At 70.0% G+C, this 17362-nt stretch carries 22 protein-coding genes; 9 read left to right on the top strand and 13 right to left on the bottom strand.

The window, feature by feature from the left end; genetic code table 11:
• Positions 1-16: 16 nt before the first annotated feature.
• The 7 genes from MFF58_RS08005 to MFF58_RS07975 all read right to left on the bottom strand — a co-directional run bounded on the left by MFF58_RS08005 (position 17) and on the right by MFF58_RS07975 (position 5639).
• A complete protein-coding gene (locus MFF58_RS08005) occupies positions 17-943 on the bottom strand; it encodes an acyltransferase domain-containing protein (protein ID WP_238286495.1) in 927 nt (308 codons plus the stop codon).
• Positions 940-1599 (bottom strand): malonate decarboxylase holo-[acyl-carrier-protein] synthase, encoded by a 660-nt coding sequence (gene mdcG, locus MFF58_RS08000; RefSeq protein WP_238286494.1) that lies wholly within the window; start codon positions 1597-1599, stop codon positions 940-942. Before mdcG ends, MFF58_RS08005 begins: the two co-directional genes overlap by 4 nt.
• Positions 1592-2308 carry a biotin-independent malonate decarboxylase subunit gamma gene (gene mdcE / locus MFF58_RS07995; RefSeq protein ID WP_238286493.1) on the bottom strand — a complete coding sequence of 239 codons (717 nt, stop codon included), beginning with the start codon at positions 2306-2308 and terminating at the stop codon, positions 1592-1594. Before mdcE ends, mdcG begins: the two co-directional genes overlap by 8 nt.
• Positions 2295-3224 carry a biotin-independent malonate decarboxylase subunit beta gene (locus MFF58_RS07990; RefSeq protein WP_238286492.1) on the bottom strand — a complete coding sequence of 310 codons (930 nt, stop codon included), beginning with the start codon at positions 3222-3224 and terminating at the stop codon, positions 2295-2297. Before MFF58_RS07990 ends, mdcE begins: the two co-directional genes overlap by 14 nt.
• A gap of 2 nt (positions 3225-3226) precedes the next feature.
• Complete coding sequence (mdcC, locus tag MFF58_RS07985; protein ID WP_238286490.1) at positions 3227-3535, bottom strand: malonate decarboxylase acyl carrier protein; 309 nt, start codon at positions 3533-3535, stop codon at positions 3227-3229.
• A 57-nt stretch (positions 3536-3592) separates the two neighbouring features.
• Positions 3593-5239 carry a malonate decarboxylase subunit alpha gene (gene mdcA / locus MFF58_RS07980; RefSeq protein ID WP_238286488.1) on the bottom strand — a complete coding sequence of 549 codons (1647 nt, stop codon included), beginning with the start codon at positions 5237-5239 and terminating at the stop codon, positions 3593-3595.
• Positions 5240-5447: 208 nt separating this feature from the next.
• Complete coding sequence (locus MFF58_RS07975) at positions 5448-5639, bottom strand: hypothetical protein (protein WP_238286486.1); 192 nt, start codon at positions 5637-5639, stop codon at positions 5448-5450.
• On the opposite strand from MFF58_RS07975, the gene MFF58_RS32550 reads away from it, so the two are divergent.
• Both MFF58_RS32550 and MFF58_RS07970 read left to right on the top strand, forming a co-directional pair.
• Positions 5557-5844 (top strand): hypothetical protein, encoded by a 288-nt coding sequence (locus MFF58_RS32550; RefSeq protein WP_353959781.1) that lies wholly within the window; start codon positions 5557-5559, stop codon positions 5842-5844. The two genes, MFF58_RS07975 and MFF58_RS32550, sit on opposite strands and share 83 nt — an antisense overlap.
• 68 nt (positions 5845-5912) lie before the next feature.
• A complete protein-coding gene (locus tag MFF58_RS07970; RefSeq protein ID WP_238286484.1) occupies positions 5913-6581 on the top strand; it encodes a GntR family transcriptional regulator in 669 nt (222 codons plus the stop codon).
• A 100-nt stretch (positions 6582-6681) separates the two neighbouring features.
• On the opposite strand, the gene MFF58_RS07965 is transcribed toward MFF58_RS07970, so the two are convergent.
• Positions 6682-7053 (bottom strand): cell division protein ZapA, encoded by a 372-nt coding sequence (locus MFF58_RS07965; protein ID WP_238286482.1) that lies wholly within the window; start codon positions 7051-7053, stop codon positions 6682-6684.
• A 41-nt stretch (positions 7054-7094) separates the two neighbouring features.
• Positions 7095-7379 (bottom strand): DUF4164 family protein, encoded by a 285-nt coding sequence (locus MFF58_RS07960; RefSeq protein WP_238286480.1) that lies wholly within the window; start codon positions 7377-7379, stop codon positions 7095-7097.
• A 430-nt stretch (positions 7380-7809) separates the two neighbouring features.
• Here MFF58_RS07960 and gap point away from each other — a divergent pair, with 430 nt between their 5' ends.
• The 7 genes from gap (at position 7810) to MFF58_RS07925 (ending at position 13774) form a co-directional block, all read left to right on the top strand.
• Entirely contained in the window at positions 7810-8814 is a 1005-nt protein-coding gene (gap, locus tag MFF58_RS07955) for a type I glyceraldehyde-3-phosphate dehydrogenase (RefSeq protein WP_238286479.1), read from the top strand.
• Positions 8815-8898: 84 nt separating this feature from the next.
• Entirely contained in the window at positions 8899-9366 is a 468-nt protein-coding gene (locus tag MFF58_RS07950; protein WP_238286478.1) for a hypothetical protein, read from the top strand.
• A gap of 36 nt (positions 9367-9402) precedes the next feature.
• On the top strand, positions 9403-10605 hold the full coding sequence (locus MFF58_RS07945) for a phosphoglycerate kinase (RefSeq protein WP_238286477.1): 1203 nt from the start codon (positions 9403-9405) through the stop codon (positions 10603-10605).
• A gap of 106 nt (positions 10606-10711) precedes the next feature.
• Positions 10712-10930, top strand: coding sequence for a hypothetical protein (locus MFF58_RS07940; protein ID WP_238286476.1), 219 nt, complete (start codon positions 10712-10714; stop codon positions 10928-10930).
• Positions 10931-10990: 60 nt separating this feature from the next.
• Complete coding sequence (gene fba, locus MFF58_RS07935; RefSeq protein ID WP_238286475.1) at positions 10991-12061, top strand: class II fructose-bisphosphate aldolase; 1071 nt, start codon at positions 10991-10993, stop codon at positions 12059-12061.
• A 19-nt stretch (positions 12062-12080) separates the two neighbouring features.
• Positions 12081-12725 (top strand): thiamine phosphate synthase, encoded by a 645-nt coding sequence (locus tag MFF58_RS07930; protein WP_238286474.1) that lies wholly within the window; start codon positions 12081-12083, stop codon positions 12723-12725.
• A 53-nt stretch (positions 12726-12778) separates the two neighbouring features.
• Positions 12779-13774, top strand: coding sequence for a sel1 repeat family protein (locus MFF58_RS07925; protein WP_238286597.1), 996 nt, complete (start codon positions 12779-12781; stop codon positions 13772-13774).
• A 4-nt stretch (positions 13775-13778) separates the two neighbouring features.
• Here MFF58_RS07925 and MFF58_RS07920 read toward each other — a convergent pair whose 3' ends face one another.
• From MFF58_RS07920 to adh, 4 genes are all read right to left on the bottom strand, one after another.
• Complete coding sequence (locus tag MFF58_RS07920) at positions 13779-14213, bottom strand: cupin domain-containing protein (protein WP_238286472.1); 435 nt, start codon at positions 14211-14213, stop codon at positions 13779-13781.
• A complete protein-coding gene (locus MFF58_RS07915; protein WP_238286471.1) occupies positions 14210-14623 on the bottom strand; it encodes a carboxymuconolactone decarboxylase family protein in 414 nt (137 codons plus the stop codon). The genes MFF58_RS07920 and MFF58_RS07915 overlap by 4 nt, the downstream gene beginning before the upstream one ends.
• Positions 14624-14636: 13 nt before the next feature.
• Positions 14637-15062: a DUF779 domain-containing protein gene (locus MFF58_RS07910; protein ID WP_238286470.1), complete on the bottom strand. Its 426-nt coding sequence runs from the start codon at positions 15060-15062 to the stop codon at positions 14637-14639.
• 498 nt (positions 15063-15560) lie between these two features.
• Positions 15561-17084: an aldehyde dehydrogenase gene (gene adh / locus MFF58_RS07905; protein WP_238286469.1), complete on the bottom strand. Its 1524-nt coding sequence runs from the start codon at positions 17082-17084 to the stop codon at positions 15561-15563.
• Positions 17085-17362 lie beyond the last annotated feature (278 nt).

Below are 17362 nucleotides of genomic sequence, written 5' to 3'. Positions count from 1 at the left end.
GACGAGGATGCCGGACCTAATCCTGGCGCAGCCAGTCGATCACGCCCGCGAGCGACCGGAACTCATCGACGGCGTGGATTCGGGCCTCCGGGAGCGCGGTGCGCGCCATGGTGGCCAGGGCGTGGCCGGGGCCGAGCTCGAGCACGCGGTCCGCGCCGAACTCGCGGCAGGCTTCCAGGCAGGCCGCCCAATCGATCGCGTGCGAGATCTGGAGCGCGAGCTTCTCGAGACCGTCCGCGACACGAAAGACGGCCGCGCCGTCCAGTCCGCTGAGGAGGCGGGGTGCGGAGGGCGGCGGCGGGCGCTGCGGCGTCGCGGCCAGCGCGGCCCGGAACGCATCCGTGGCCGCAGCGAGGAGCGGCGTGTGCGAGGGCGTGTGGACCGGAAGGACCACCGCCCGTTGCGCGCCCGACGCCTGCGCGTCCCGGCACAGGCTCTCCAGGACCTCGCGCGGGCCGCCCACGACCCCGCTGTCGGCGGCGTTGCGGATCGCGAGATGGCACCCGCGTCCCGCGGCGAGGCCCGCGAGGGCGTCGAGGGACAGGCCGCGGATGCCCGCCAACCCGAAGCCCGCGCCGGAGGCCGCGTCCATCGCCTCCGCGCGCCGCGCGGCGAGTCCGAGCAGATCCGCCGGATCCAATCGTCCGACGATGCCCCAGGCCGCGAGGTCACCGACGCTGTAGCCGGCCGCGATGGCGCGAACCGGCCGAGCCGCGCCGAGGGCGCGCCAGGTGGCGAGCGCGGCGACGCAGCACAGGATCTGGCCCGTGCGGTTCTCGTGCAGGCGGTCGCCGCCGGACCGGGCGAGGTCGCGCGGGTCGACCCCGCCGAAAAGGGGCTTCGCGAACGCGAAGATCTCCTGCGCCTCGGGAGCGTCCGCCGTGAGGTCGAACATCCCGGGGTGCTGGCCGCCCTGGCCGGACAGGAGGATCGCGAGAGTCATGCGGGTGTCGCTGCACGGAGCGGATCGGCGGGCCGAATGGTCAGCCGGTCCATGCTCTTGGCCAGGACCGAACCGCCCGCCGGTGCCTCCAGCAACTCCCGCCAGTGCAGGCCGAAACCGTCCGGGAACAGGATCTCTCCGTCGACGCGCATCGGTGCGGCGGCCGCGACAACGCCGATCCGTTCGAGCAGGCCGGGCGGCACGCCGCGGTGGCAGGGCCAGAGCAGGTCGAGATCGGAGGTCGTGCTCAGGTAGGTCAGGCCGGTCACGGCCTGCCACAACAGACTGCCGAACGGCCGCGGCGTGATCTCGTGGGCCGATCCGATCGCGTCGAGAGCCCTGATGGTCGACCGCCAGGCCGGAGGGGCTTCGCCTGCGACGTCGCTCAGGCTGATCCGAGCCAGCGGCGTGAGGGCCGTCGTGGGAAACGCCAGCGCGATACGCCGCTTGCCGTCCGCGGGCGGGAGGGGCAGGCCCAGCGGGACCGCCTCGTCGCCCTCACCCGGCATTCGGCGCCGAACGATCAGCGGGCGACCCGCATCGGCCCAGCCACGAAGTTGGCGCAGGCCGGCGAGTTCGGGGTGGGCCGCGAGCCACGCCGCCCAGGCCGCCGGATCGGCCCGGACGAGGTCGTGACGCTGCAGGGGCTCAGCCAAGGCGAGCCTGATCGGCCACGGCCGCCGCGACGGCGCGGGCAACCGGCCGGCCGCCGCGCTCCTCGCCGAGCCGGTCCCGGACATCCCCCGGCTGCATCCCGGCGATGAGCGCGCCGATCTGGCCGGGGAGTGGTTTGCCGGGATCGAGGACGACGTGGACGGCGCCGGTGGCCACCATGTTGTCGAGGCCGGGCGCGAAGACCGGCGTCGACGTCGCCATGTCCTGCAGTTTCTCCAGGGGCAGCTTCGTGACGCGCGCCACCGAGGGCAAGTCCATCACGCTGGGATTGGCACCGGGCAGCGCCGCCAGCACCCGCGTGGCGAGCGCCGTGGCGATGAACGCTCCCGCGGCCGAATGGCCGTAGATCAGCCCGATGGTCGGATGTCCCGACCGGTCCGCGAGCAGCAGCGCCTTGGCGAGGTGGGCGAGGTACTCGTTCAGGCCTAGGAGTTCATCCCGCCGGCTCATGCGCTGGCTGTCGGAATCGACGGCGACCAGGATCGGGGCAACATCACCTGCCCGCACCGCGTCGAGCACGGCGCGCGACAGCGTCAGCGCCCCCTCGATGCCCAGCGGCGCGTCGCCGTCGACGCCCACGACGTGGATCCGGCCGTCCCCGAACGGTCCGCTGCCGGTCACCAACCCGTCGCGGACGGCGACCGCGTGCCCGTCCGGGAACAGGCCGAGGAGAATCTCAGCGAGCGTCATGATCGGCCTCCCCGACCCGGGCCACAATGGCCTCGAAGGCCGCCGTGTCCATGCCCGGCACCGTCGCGGGGTCGTTGACGCCGAGCCGGGCCCAGACCTCCGTGGCGTCGCGGCAATCGCCGAAGCGCGCAATCCGCGCCGCGAGCCGGGCCTGCTCGGCCTCCAAACCCGCGAGGTCGAAGGCCGGTGCACGGTCGATCAACGCGACGGCCGCCTGCCTGAAGGCCGCGACCGTGTCGGCGCAGAAGGCGTCGGCACCGCCGGTGAGTCGGCGGTGCTTCCCGCCCATGGTGCGCCAAACCAGGGCGCGGTCCCGGGAGTCGAATTCCTCGGCGCCCTTGTTGGTTTCGATCACCTCGGGTCCTGAGACCGAGATGCGACCGCCCTCTGAGACGGCCAGCCTCGAGCAGGTGCCGGCGATCAGGCCGCCGCCGCCGTAGCAGCCGGCGCGGCCCCCGATCAGTCCGACGACCGGGATTCCGGCGGCGCGGACATCGACGATGGCGCGCATCGCCTCGGCGATCGCGGTCTCGCCGGCATTGGCCTCCTGCAGGCGCACGCCGCCTGTGTCGAACAGGATCAGGACGGCCCGCGGCTTCAGGTCGAGGGCGGCGCGCAGCAGCCCGACCAGCTTGCCGCCATGCACCTCGCCGAAGGCACCCCCCATGAACCGGCCCTCCTGGGCGGCGAGCAGGACCGGTGTGCCGGCGATGTCGGCTCGACCGATCACGATGCCGTCGTCGAAGGCGCGGGGCAGGTCGAACAGCGGCAGGTGCGGGCTCATGCGCCGCTCGGTCGGCCCGAGGAACTCCCGGAAGCTGCCTGGATCGACGAGGGCCGTCACGCGCTGGCGGGCGGTGGCCTCGTACCAGCTCAGGGCATCCGGATCGATGCTCGCGGCGCGATCACCCGCCATGGTCAGGCCTCCATCAGCCGGGCGCCCTGGAGCAGGCGCAGTGACACGGTGTCGGGGCGGGCGCCGCCGTCGTTGATGCTGATGCGGATGCCGCCGGGCTGCGCCCGCGCGACGAAGTCCGCCACCACCGCCGCCCAGACATCGCCGTAGCCGGCGATCGGGGTGTCGATGGCGACCTCGCAGGCATCCGGCGGGAGCACCCGCTCCAGCAGGACCTCGAGATTGCCGGAGGCCACCACGCCGGTGACCGCGCTCGGTTGGGTGCCGGGCAGCGGCGTCTTCGTGGTGTGGCGGAAGGTCAGGGATTCCATCCGACGATTCCTTGAAGGCCCCTCACCGCGCGGAGAGGGGAACTGTTGTGATCCAACCTACCAGTTCCGAAAGCGAGCCGGCGGCTCGTAGAGCCCCCCGGACCAGTGGACGAGATCCTTGATCGACTTCGCGGCCAGCAGCGCCCGATCGGCGTCGAGCGGCTCGATCCCGAGATCCTCCGGACGGCGGATGACGCCGCGGGCCCGCAGAGCCTCGACCTTGGCCCGGTCGCGGCCGCGGCCGACCTCGGTGTAGCCGGCCACGCCCCGGATCGCCTGCTCGCGCTCGTCGGCATCGCGGCACAGGAGGAGGTTGGCGATGCCCTCCTCGGTGACGATGTGGGTGACGTCGTCGGCGTAGATCATGACGGGTGCAAGTTCGAGCCCGATCTTTCTCGCCAGCTCCAGCGCATCCAGCGTCTCCACGAAGGTGGGGACCAGCTTGTCGCCGAAGGTCTCGACCAGTTGGACCACCAGCTTGCGCCCGCGCATCAGCGCCGGATCGCCGACGATCTGCCCTTCGCGCCCCGCCTTCATCCAGGCGTCGGTGGGGTGGCGCCGGCCGTGCGGATCCGAGCCCATGTTGGGCGCCCCGCCGAAGCCGGCGACCCGCGACTGCGTGATCGTGGACGAATGGCCCATCAGGTCGATCTGGAGCGTCGCGCCGATGAACATGTCGCAGGCGTAGAGCCCGGCGGTCTGGCAGAAGGCCCTGTTCGAGCGCAGGCTACCGTCCGCGCCGGTGAAGAAGATGTCGGGCCGCTCGCGGATGTAGCGGTCCATGCCGACTTCCGAACCGAAGCAGTGGACCTGCTTGACCCAGCCCGACTCGATCGCGGGGATCAGGGTCGGGTGCGGATTGAGGGCCCAGTGCGTCGCGATCTTGCCCTTGAGGCCGAGCTTCTCCCCGTAGGTCGGCAGCAGCAGTTCGATGGCGGCCGTCCCGAAACCAATGCCGTGATTCAGACGGCGGATGCCGTACTCCGCGTAGATCCCCTTGATCGCCATCATGGCGATCAGGATCTGGGTCTCGGTCATCGCCGCCGGATCGCGGGTGAACAGCGGTTCGACGTAGAACGGCCTGTCGGCCTTCACCACGAAATCGATCCGGTCGCCCGGGATGTCGACCCGCGGGACCGTCTCCACGATCTCGTTCACCTGCGCGACGACCACACCGTTCTTGAAGGCGGTCGCCTCGACCACCGTGGGCGTGTCCTCGGTGTTCGGCCCCGTGTACAGGTTGCCGTCCCGATCGGCCGAGACGCCCGCGATCAGCGCCACGTTCGGCGTCAGGTCGACGAAGTAGCGGGCGAACAGCTCGAGGTAGGTATGCACCGCCCCGAGTTCGATCTGGCCGCCGTAGAGCATCCGGGCGATGCGCGCGCCCTGGGGCCCGGAATAGGAGTAGTCGAGCCGGCGCGCGATGCCGGTCTCGAACACGTCGAGGTGCTCCGGCAGCACGATGCCCGACTGGACCATGTGGAGATCGTGGATCTTCTCGGGATCGCAGGCGCTCAGCGCCCGGGCGAGGCAGTCCGCCTGCTTCTGATTGTCCCCTTCGAGGCAGACCCGATCACCGGGCCGCAGGATCGCTTCCAGCAGGTCGACCGCGGCGGTGGCCGGTACGATCTTGCCGGCCGCGTGGATGCGGCCGGCCGCGATACGGGCATCCCGTGCCTGCCGTTCGCCCCGCCACTCCGTCATCTGCCGACCCCCGGTTGGTATGCTGCTCATCACATAACGCGCGTGCCAGTATTATGAAAGCACCTGAGACCGTTGTTCGGTATGCGCGATTGCCGATCTGTTCATATACTGCATACTCGGTGCGGCGGTTGAAACGATCCGGGGCTCCCCGCCATGCGCGCGCCACCGCGTGCGCCGTCGATGCCGCGTCGCCGGTGCCGCACGAGGGTCAACGCCGATGGTCGTCCGGGGTGTCGCCCAGCCCGCGGCCCGCACGCTGATCGGCGTGGGTCCCCGTGATCCTCTCGGCATCGCCCTCGGCGTGAAGGCCGATATCGGTGGCGTCGGCGGCCCGATCGGTCGAGGCGGTCGCCGCGGTGGCCGGTCCGCCCCCGGTGGCGCGGCTGATCGGGCTCGACACTCCGCGTTGCGCCGGGGCGTGTGGCGGCCTGATGGGGAGGGTAAGCGGCGTCGCCCGGGGGGCTTGCGGCGACCGCTTTGACGCGGGTGTCCTGCGACGCGCCGACGGCCGCCTTCCACACGGGCACCGGCTATCCCGTCGGCCCCTCGGTCTTGGTCGCGACGGCGCGGGCCCTCGTCGGCTGAGTGTCCGGCCCGACGGATGAGGGTGTATGCCTGCATCGTCTGCCCAGACGAATGGCGGCCGCCGCGCGGTATGGTCTAGGAGGGTCGGATGCACGGTGATTTCCAGAAGATCGACAGCGGATTGTTGTCGGACCGGATCCGCGACGCGCTCACGGACGCCATTGCGTCGGGGACCATCGCGGCCGGTACCGCCCTCGACGAGCAGAACCTCGCGCAGCGCTACGGCGCCTCCCGCACGCCGGTGCGGGAGGCGCTGCGGCAGCTTGCGGCTTCGGGCCTCGTGGAGATCCGGCCCCGGCGCGGTGTCGTGGTGGTGCGGCTGACGCCGCAGCGCATCGCCGACATGTTCGAGACCACCGCCGAGATCGAGGCGATGTGCACCCGCCTCGCCACCTATCGGATGACGCCCCTCGAACGGGGCGGGCTCATGGAGCTCCACGAGGAGTCGGCCGAAGCCGTGGAGGCCGGCGACCTCGACGCCTACGACCGGTTCAACCGGACTTTCCACGAGGCGCTCTACGCGGGTACCCACAACGCCTTCATGGCCGAGCAGGCCCTGGCGATCCGGGAGCGGCTCGCAGCCTTCCGCAGGACGCAGCTGCGCCACGCCGACCGGATCCGCCGCTCCCGCGAGGAGCACGGCGACATCCTGACGGCGATCGCCGAAGGCGACGGCGAGACAGCGGCCCGGCGCATGCGCGCCCATATGCTCCGCGCGGCCGCCGCGCTCGGGCGCTACATCGCCGAGACCGGATAGCGGTTACGCGGCGCCTTCGATCGGCGCGGAGCGACCGTCCGGCGGGTCGACGGCCATCCGGCGGATGCGCGGCCCGGCGAGAATGGCCCGGCCCCGATCCTCAGCCGCGGGAGGCCGGTCCGCCGAGGGCCTCAGCCAGCTTGCCGATCCGCTCGGCGGCGCGCCCGATGCCGGCTGCCGCTCGTCCGGCGTCGTCGGCTCGCGCGCGCTCCGCAGCCTCCGCGGCGGCGCGAAGCTCCGTGACGTTCGCCTCCAGCCCGGCGAGCCGCCCCCGCAGTTCCGCCAGCTCGTCCGCGATGGTCAGCGCCGCCATCACCTGCAGGCGCATGTCGCCGATTTCCCCGAAGCTCTTGCGCATCTCGCCGATGCGGCCGTCCAGGGTCTCGGCAAGGCCCGTCAGGTGAGCCTCCTCTCCCGCCCCGCAGGCCATGCGGTAGAGGCGGCCGTCGATGGTGACGTTGATCTGCGGCAAGGGGGGCTCCGACGGGCGCTCCGGTTGTCAGGACATGCCGATCAGGCGCGATGAAGCACATCTTGAACGGTCTCGATCGCCCGGTCGAGCCGCTGGCCGACCTCGCCGGTCGTGGCCGTGACCTCGGCGAGGCGCGCGCTCGCGGCGTCCAGGGCGGCGGCGAGGCGGGCGCGATCCTCGTCCATCAGGGCGAGTTCCGCGTCGCGGCCGTCCGGCTGTGCCGCGGCCTCGAGCCGACGCGTCACGACGGCGTCCAGGCGGTTCACCGCCGCATCGAGGCGCGCGAGGGCTTCGTCGATGGCGCTGGGATCTGTCTCGTCGGCCATGGCTGTACGTCCGCTGCGACGGGTAGCTTTCCGTCGAATGCCGCCGGATTTCCAGCCCGAAATGGCATCCGATGCCGGGATCCCTGGGATCGGATGATGGAAACGCGCGAACCTGTTTATTGGTCGGTGGATCGAAGGTCTTTGTCACGGTCTCGCGTTTGACAGGTGAAGGCGCCATGTTAGACAGCCGCGCGCTCCCGAGAGGGGCCGCACGAGACATGCCGAATGGCCGGTCCGCGACAGTCCCGAGGCCTCAGCCGCGCCGTCCGATCCGACGGCCATGGGCGACGAAGCCCGGCCTCTCCCGGCCCGGTTCATCGCAGGTTCAAACCCGCCCGCCCAGACCGCCCGGCTTGCTGGCGGGCCGCCGAGACCGCTCCGTTTCCGCGGGGCCGGCGCGCGCTGAGCCGCATCAGGAAGGAGTGACGCCGTGACGAAGGTAGCCATCAACGGGTTCGGACGCATCGGCCGGAACGTCCTGCGCGCGATCGCGGAAGCGGGCCGCAGCGACATCGAAGTCGTGGCGATCAATGATCTCGGACCGGTGGAGACCAACGCCCACCTCCTCCGCTACGATTCCGTCCATGGCCGATTCCCCGGCGAGGTCGCGGTCGACGGCGAGTTCCTGGTGGTGAACGGCAAGCGCATCAAGGTCACGGCCGTGCGCAATCCCGCCGAGCTGCCGCACCGCGACCTCGGCGTCGACATCGCGCTGGAATGCACCGGCATCTTCACCTCGAAGGACAAGGCGAAGGCCCACATCGATGCCGGCGCCAAGCGCGTCCTCGTCTCCGCGCCGGCCGACGGCGCCGACCTGACGGTGGTCTACGGCGTCAACCACGACAAGCTGACGGGCGAGCACCTCGTTGTGTCGAACGCCTCCTGCACCACGAACTGCCTCGCGCCGGTGGCGAAGGTCCTGGACGAGGCCGTGGGCATCGAGCGCGGTTTCATGACCACGATCCACTCCTACACCAACGACCAGCCGTCGCTGGACCAGATGCACAAGGACCTCTACCGCGGCCGCGCCGCTGCCCTCTCGATGATCCCGACCTCGACGGGCGCCGCGAAGGCGGTCGGCCTCGTGCTGCCGGAGCTCAAGGGCAAGCTCGACGGAACCGCGATCCGCGTGCCGACCCCGAACGTCTCGGCGGTGGACCTCGTCTTCACGGCCAAGCGCGCCACCTCGGTGAAGGAGATCAACGACGCCATCAAGGCCGCCGCCGCGGGCCCGCTGAAGGGCGTCCTGGGCGTCACCGACCGGCCGAACGTGTCGATCGACTTCAACCACGATCCGCACTCGTCCACCTTCCACCTCGACCAGACCAAGGTCATGGATGGGACCTTCGTGCGCATCCTCTCCTGGTACGACAACGAGTGGGGCTTCTCGAACCGCATGGCCGACACGGCCGTGGCGATGGCCAAGCTCATGTGATCGACGAGGCCCGCTGCCCCTGGGACGGGGCGGCGGGCCACGCTCCATCGGACGACCTTTCCTCGAACCAGGGATCCTCCAGGGATGACCGACGCACCGCAGGGCATGTCGAGCGGTTCGGCTGGCGTGCCGCCCGCGCCGAGACCGGCTCCCGCCCCGCCCGGCACGATGGGCGAGCCCGTCATCGCTGGATCGTCCCAGACACTCACGACCAACTACTTCTTCGATCAGCTTGCGCGCATTGAGGACAAGTGCTCGCGCATCGAAGACAAGTACGCTCGCTCCGAGTCGCTGCTCTCGCGCGTCGAAGACAAGGTCGAGAACGCGTCGAACCGGATGAATGAGGCGGCCCGTCAATCCGACCTGGCGGCCCTGCGGACGGAGATGCGCGGCCTCTCCGAGCGCACGCGCCGCCTGCCCAGCACCGGTGCGCTGGTCCTGACTGCCGTCATCACCGCCGTCCTGACCGTCGTGCTGATGGTCGCGGTGCAGCGGCTGAACCTCGATCGCCTGCTGCCGCAGCGGGCCGCGATCGGCACGACGACCCAGTAAGATCCTTCGACCTTCACAGGACCTCGACAGCACCGCATGAGCGCCTTCCGCACCCTCGACGACGCCGGATCCCTGAAGGGCCGCCGGGTCCTCCTGCGCGTCGACCTGAACGTGCCGATGGAGAACGGCCGGGTCACCGACGCCACCCGCATCGATCGTGTCGTCCCGACGATCCGCGAGATCGCCGAGCAGGGCGCGAAGGTGATCCTGCTGGCGCATTTCGGCCGGCCCAAGGGAAAGCGTGAGCCGAAGGACTCGCTGGAACCGGTGGTCCCGGCCCTGGGCAGCGCCCTCGGCCGTACCGTCGCCTTCGCGCCCGACTGCGTCGGCGACGAGGCCGCCAGGGCGGTCGCGGCCCTCCGGGACGGCGACGTGCTGCTCCTGGAGAACACCCGCTTCCATGCCGGCGAGGAGAAGAACGACGCGGCCTTCTCCGACGCGCTGGCGGCGAACGGCGATGTCTACGTCAACGAGGCCTTCTCGGCGGCCCACCGGGCCCATGCCTCCACGGAAGGACTGGCCCACCGCCTGCCCGCCTATGCCGGGCGTGAGATGCAGGCCGAACTCGAGGCCCTGACGAAGGGCCTGGAATCGCCGCAGCGTCCGGTGATCGCCCTCGTGGGCGGCGCCAAGGTCTCGTCCAAGATCGACCTCCTGGAGAACCTCGTCGCCAAGGTCGACATGCTGGTGATCGGCGGCGGCATGGCCAACACCTTCCTGCACGCGCAAGGTAAGTCGGTGGGCAAGTCCCTCTGCGAGAAGGATCTCGCCGAGACCGCAACCCGGATCCTGGCGGCGGCCGAACGGGCCGGCTGCCGGATCATCCTGCCGGTCGATGCCGTGGCGGCCGCCGAGTTCAAGGCCCACGCGACGCACGAGACCGTGCCGGTCGACGCGGTTCCGGATTCCAGCATGATCCTCGATGCGGGTCCGCAGTCGGTCGCCGAGATCAACGCGGCCATCGACGGTGCGAAGACGCTGGTCTGGAACGGCCCTCTGGGCGCTTTCGAACTCGCCCCGTTCGACGCCGCGACCGTAGCGGCCGCCCGGCACGCCGCGGCGCGCACGAAGGACGGTCGCCTCGTCTCGGTGGCCGGTGGCGGCGACACCGTCGCGGCCCTCAACCACGCGGGCGTGGCGGACGAGTTCACCTACGTGTCGACCGCGGGCGGGGCTTTCCTCGAATGGTTGGAGGGCAAGGCCCTCCCGGGTGTCGAGGCGTTGCGGGCCCAGAGCTGAGGGCGAAGGTCTAAGGGCGAAGGACTGCGCGGTGATCGCGGGCTCTTCAAGGCCCCGGGTGGTCACCTATCTGGGTCTTGGGTTCCGCCGGTCAGTGCCGTAGTCGATGGGCGAGGCTTCGGAGATCGGGCTGCCCGGGGGGCCGCAGGTGACGATCGTTCGGTCGCGGACGGAGACAGGGGAGCGCGTCGAGGCGGCCGTGGCGGTGGGCCCGAGCAGGGCGCGTGCCTTGCTCACGACGGAGCGCCCTTCGGTTGCGGGGCGCGATGTCCGCGTCGTCGACGCGGAGGCGCTGCTCGCCAGCCTGGAAGGCGAGACCGATTAGATTACCGTCGCCATCGGCGATCGGACGGATAACGATACGGCAAACGGGAAGACAGGCACGATGGCACGCATCACTCTCCGGCAACTCCTCGACCACGCCGCCGAGCACGAATACGGCGTGCCCGCCTTCAACCTGAACAATATGGAGCAGGGGCTGGCCATCATGGCGGCCGCCGACGCCACCGACTCGCCGGTGATCCTGCAGGCCAGCCGCGGCGCCCGGGCCTACGCCAACGACGTGGTGCTGGCCAAGCTGATCGACGGTCTCGTCGAAATCTACCCGCACATCCCCGTCTGCATGCATCTCGACCACGGCAACAACGAAGCCACCTGCGCCACCGCGATCCAGTACGGCTTCACGTCGGTGATGATGGACGGATCGCTCAAGGCCGACGGCAAGACCCCGGCCGACTATAACTACAACGTCGAGATCACCCGCAACGTCACGAAGATGGCCCATTGGGCCGGCGTGTCGGTCGAAGGTGAGCTGGGCGTGCTGGGGTCCCTGGAGAGCGGCCAGGGCGAGGCCGAGGACGGTCACGGCGCCGAGGGCACGCTGAGCCACGACCAGCTGCTGACCGATCCGGACGAAGCCGTGAAGTTCGTCGAGGCCACCAAGGTCGATGCTCTGGCGGTTGCCATGGGCACGAGCCACGGCGCCTACAAGTTCACCCGCAAGCCCGACGGCGAGGTGCTGGCGATGAACGTGATCGAGGAGATCCACCGCCGCCTGCCGACGACGCACCTCGTCATGCACGGCTCCTCCTCGGTCCCCCAGGACCTTCAGGACATCATCAACCAGTACGGCGGTCAGATGAAGCCGACCTGGGGCGTGCCGGTCGAGGAGATCCAGCGCGGCATCAAGCACGGCGTGCGCAAGATCAACATCGACACCGACAACCGCATGGCGATGACCGGCCAGATCCGGAAGGTACTCACGGAGAACCCGTCCGAGTTCGATCCGCGCAAGTACCTGAAGCCCGCCATGGAGGCGATGACCAAGCTCTGCAAGCAGCGCTTCGAGGAGTTCAACACCGCCGGCCAGGGCGCGAAGATCCGCCCGATCTCCGTGGCCGAGATGGCCAAGCGCTACGCCAGCGGCGCCCTCGATCCGAAGATCGGTGCCCGCTGACGCGGGCGCCGCAGGTCCGATGAGCACCAGCGCGCGTCTCACCCTGCTCGGGCCGCACGGCCTCGACGCGGCCGGCCTCGACGAGTTCTTGGCGGCCTTGCGGGCCGCCTGCGGAGCCGGCGACGTCGCGGCTTTGATCCTGCGGCTCGCGCCGGCCGACGACCGGAGCCTCACCGCTCGCATCAAGCAGATCGCGCCGGTGGCGCAGGACCACGGCGCTGCGCTGGTCGTGGCCTGTCCGGGTTTCACCGGGGATCTCGCCTCGGTGGCGGTCCGCGGCGGCGCCGACGGCATTCACGTCGACAAGCCGCGCGACCTCAAGGACCTGCGCGGCCGGTTGCCGGACGGGCGCATCCTGGGTGCGGGCGGCCTCGAGACCAAGCACGGCGCCATGGAGGCCGGCGAATCGGGGATCGATTACCTGATGTTCGGCGGCCTCTACCCGGACGGCATCGCGCCGGATCCGGAGACGGTCCGCGCGCGCGCGACTTGGTGGGCCGAGATCTTCGAGACGCCGTGCGTCGCCGTCGCCGCGAATGCCGACGAGATCGCCGGGCTCTGTGAAACCGGCGCGGAGTTCGTCGGCCTGGAGAGCGGCCTCTGGTTGCAGGATCCGGGCATCGTTGCCCGGGCCCTTCAAATCGCCCGGGAGGCTGGCGCGTGAGGGGACGCGTGCTTCGTCCGCTGTGGGGCGTGGCCGTCGCCTGCGCCCTGACGATGCCGGCTTGGGCGGCCCCCGGTCCCCCCGATCCGGCCAGGAATCCCGTGCCCGCGACGGCCGGCGCCGCCGTCCAGCCCGGCAAGAAGCCGTTGCCTGAACTGCCGAGCCCCTACACGCCCAACTACACGCGGGGCGCCGTTCCGCCAGCTAACGGGCAACCGCCGGATCTGGCCTACGGGGCCTATCAGCGCGGCCAGTACGTCACCGCCTTCCGGGAGGCGACAAAGCGCATCGAGGCGAATCCCAAGGATGCGCCCGCGATGACGCTGCTCGGCGAACTCTACAACCAGGGCCTCGGCGTGAAGCAGAACGCCGTCAAGGCGGCCGAGTGGTACCGGCTCGCCGCGGCGCAGAACGATGCGGCCGCCATGTCGTCGCTGGGCCTGATGGCCCTCGACGGGCGCGGGATGGCCAAGGACGCCAAGGCCGGACGCCGCTGGCTGGAACAGGCGACCGGCCACGGCTCACCCACGGCCGCCTACAATCTTGGCTTGATCCTGATCGGCAGCGGCGCCGCCGCGGACGAGGCCGCGGCGGCCACGCAGTTCCGCAAGGCCGCCGAGGCCGAGATCGGCGCGGCGCAGCACGATCTCGGAGTGCTCTATCTTCAGGGGCGCGGCGTTCCGAAGGACCCGGTCAAGGCGGCGGAATGGTTCCGGCGGGGCGCCGACAACGGCGATCTCGCCAGCGAAGTCGAGTACGCGATCCTGCTGTTCAACGGGAACGGCGTCACCAAGGACGAGCGCGCGGCGGCGCGCTACTTCCTTCACGCGGCCTCCCGCGGCAACGCGATCGCGCAGAACCGCGTCGCCCGTCTCTACGCGGTCGGCCGTGGGGTCGCGAAGAACACCGTGGAGGCGGCAGCCTGGAATCTCGCGGCCGCAGGTCAGGGGCTGTCGGACGCGTGGCTCGACCAGACGCTGTCGGGCCTCTCGGCGGATGAGCGCACCCGTGCCGAGCGCCTCGCCAACGAGCGGATCGAGCAGCGCTGATCCTTCAGGCCTCGGCCTTCGACCAGTCGACGCCGGCCTCGAGGTCTGGCAGGAGAACGACGCTCTCCTGCTCGTTCGGATCGGTCCGGGCAATCACGGCCGTCACCGGCTCGGTCTCACTGCGGTTGTAGGGCAGATGCGGCACGTCCGCGGCGATGTAGACGAACTCCCCGGCCCCCGCGATCGCATGATTTTCCAAGCGCTCGCCCCAGAAGCAGCCGGAGATGCCCGACAGGACGTAGATCGCGGTCTCGTGCGATTCGTGTTTGTGCGCATGCGCGCGCTCGCCCGGCGGGATCTCCAGCAGCTGCATGTGCAGCGCCCGGGAGGCCACGGACTCGGCGGAGATCGCCGGCCTGTAGACATGCCCCTGCTTGCCGCGGAACGGCGCACTCTCGTGCACCACCCGGAACCCCCGCGCGTCTGACCCGGAACTCATGGCGTATCCTCCACCCTGAAGGCGGAATCGATGGGGATCTGCAGGCCATTGACCAGCGCGTTCGTCTGGTTCGCCATACCGACCACCGCCAGGAACTCTCCGTGCTGCGCAGCCGTCAAGCCCTTCGTCCGCGCGGCGGCCGTGTGCGAGTGGATGCAGTACGGGCAGCCGTTGGCAATCGAGACCGCGATATAGACGAGTTCCTTGGTCAGCGGATCGAGCGTCCCCGGGCCCATGACGGTCTTGAGCGTGGTCCAAGTCCGCTCCAGCAACCCGGCATCGTGAGCGAGACCGCGCCAGAAGTTGTTGATGAAGTCAGAACCGCGGGTGGCGCGGATGTCGGCGAAGACCGCGCTGACGCGCGGATCGGCCTCCGCCTCGGCATCGCTCCAGAGCTTGACGGTCGCCATCGCTGCCCTCCCCTCAGAGCTTGCACGCTCCCGCCAGGGCCTGATTCTCGGCCTCGGAGAACAGGCGTGAGCGAATGTGGAAGCGCTTCTCGCGCCCGTTCTCCAGCGAGAACATGCCGCCGCGCCCTGGAACCACGTCCAGCAGCAGATGCGTGTGCTTCCAGACCTCGAACTGCGACCGGCTGATGAAGAAGTCGGCGCCACCGACCGTCCCGAGACGGACGTCCCCGTCGCCGATGACGAAATCACCGACCGGGTAGCACATCGGGGAGGATCCGTCGCAGCAGCCGCCGGACTGGTGGAACATCACCGCACCGTACTCGCCGCGCAACTCGTCGATCAGCGCCAGCGCCGCCGGGGTTGCCGTGACCCGCAGGGGCGTGCCGTCGGCACCGACCTGTTCGGCCGTGTCGGCGTCGATCGTCATGTTTGCACCCATGCCATCCTCCACTGTCGAGACCTGACTATGCGCGGCGGCCGGCGAAGATGCACGATGGTTCTACATCGCCGCCGCGCGCGTTGCCGTCTGATCGGTCCGAGGCTCAGCCGGGCGGCCCGGAGAGACTGCCATGCCGCACAGCCGCTCTGCCGCCTGCCTCGCTCTCGCGCCGATCCGCCTTGCAGGACCGGCCGCATCGGAGCCGCTGAGCCTGCGGGTCCAGCCCCGGGCACAACCGCTCTTCCTCCAGCACGGTGGCGTATCGCCGGAAACCCCGACGTCACGCCCGACAACCCGACGGGCGTGGTCGGCGGGGACTGGCCGCTCGACGACGTACCGAGCGTCAGCGGCGATGCCGGCCCGTGGCGCCGGGCTCGATCGCCGACGCACCCGTCGCGGCTACGGCTTCGGCCGCGAGTGACGGCTCCTCCGAGCGAAAAAGCCCCGACCTTTCGGCCGGGGCTGAAGTTGTCTCGGGGGGTTAACCCGGGAAGAGGCTCAGAAGAACCCGAGCTTCTTGGCCGAGTAGCTGACCAGCATGTTCTTGGTCTGCTGGTAGTGATCGAGCATCATCTTGTGGGTCTCGCGGCCGATGCCGGACTGCTTGTAGCCCCCGAAGGCCGCGTGGGCCGGATAGGCGTGGTAGCAGTTCGTCCAGACGCGGCCGGCCTGGATCGCCCGACCGAAGCGGTAGGCGCGGGTCCCGTCGCGGGTCCAGACGCCGGCGCCGAGGCCGTAGAGCGTGTCGTTGGCGATCGAGAGCGCCTCGGCGTCGTCCTTGAAGGTCGTGACCGACAGGACGGGGCCGAAGATCTCCTCCTGGAAGATGCGCATCTTGTTGTGGCCGCGGAACACGGTCGGCTTCACGTAGAAGCCCTCGGCGAACTCGCCGTCCTTGACGTTGCGCTCGCCGCCGGTGAGCAGCTGCGCGCCCTCCTGCCGGCCGATGTCGATGTAGCTGAGGATCTTCTCCATCTGCTCGCCCGAGGCCTGGGCGCCGATCATCGTGGCGGGGTCCAGCGGCGAGCCCTGGGTGATCGCCTCGACGCGCTTCACGGCCCGCTCCATGAAGCGGTCGTAGATCGACTCGTGCACGAGGGCGCGGCTCGGGCAGGTGCAGACCTCGCCCTGGTTGAGGGCGAACATCGTGAAGCCCTCAAGGGCCTTGTCGAAGAAGTCGTCGTCCTCGTTGGCCACGTCGGCGAAGAAGATGTTCGGCGACTTGCCGCCGAGTTCCAGCGTCACGGGGATCAGGTTCTGCGAGGCGTACTGCATGATGAGGCGGCCGGTAGTCGTCTCACCCGTGAAGGCGATCTTGGCGATCCGGGGCGAGGAGGCGAGCGGCTTGCCAGCCTCCAGGCCGAACCCGTTGATCACGTTGAGCACGCCCGGCGGCAGCAGGTCGCCGACGATCTCCATCAGCACCAGCACGGAAGCCGGGGTCTGCTCGGCGGGCTTCAGGACCACGCAGTTGCCGGCGGCGAGCGCCGGGGCGAGCTTCCACACCGCCATCAGGATCGGGAAGTTCCACGGGATGATCTGGCCGACGACGCCGAGCGGCTCGTGGAAGTGGTAGGCGACCGTGTCGTGGTCGATCTCGGAGATCGAGCCTTCCTGCGCCCGCACGCAGCCGGCGAAGTAGCGGAAATGGTCGATGGCGAGCGGGATGTCGGCGTTCGTCGTCTCGCGGATCGGCTTGCCGTTGTCCCAGGTCTCGGCCAGCGCGATCAGATCGAGGTTCTCCTCCATCCGGTCGGCCATCTTGAGGAGGATGCGGGCGCGCTCGGCCGGAGCGGTGCGGCCCCAGGCTTCCTTGGCCGCGTGGGCGGCGTCCAGCGCCTTCTCGACATCCTGCGCGTCCGAGCGGGCGACCTCGCAGATCACCTTGCCGGTGATCGGCGAGGTGTTCTCGAAGTAGCGGCCGGCCGCGGGGGCCACCCACTGTCCGCCGATGAAGTTCTCGTAGCGCGCCGAGAAGGGCGACTTGACCTTGGCGTCGCCGAGGAATTCCGGCTTGTTCATGGCTTGGTTTCCTCCTTGGGGCCCGGCCTCGCGAACCGCGGCTCTTGGGCGTCAGCTTGTTTACGGGCGGCCACTTCGTCGGGCCGCGCCGTGTTCTGCTCTGGTCACAGCCAATGGCTTTTGGCCTGCCGAATCAAGATGGACTTTTGGCCAGTGCGCGAGAGTAGGGATCCTACGCCCTTCCGGCCGATGCCGCGAGGGGACACATTCGGCGGTGCGGCCGAGGCGTAGGGCCGTCGCTCCGGACAGATTCGACATCGATTCGACGCGTGAAGACA

The organism is Methylobacterium longum (assembly GCF_022179385.1).
Lineage (GTDB): Bacteria > Pseudomonadota > Alphaproteobacteria > Rhizobiales > Beijerinckiaceae > Methylobacterium > Methylobacterium longum.
This window is presented reverse-complemented; position numbering and strand designations above follow the sequence as displayed.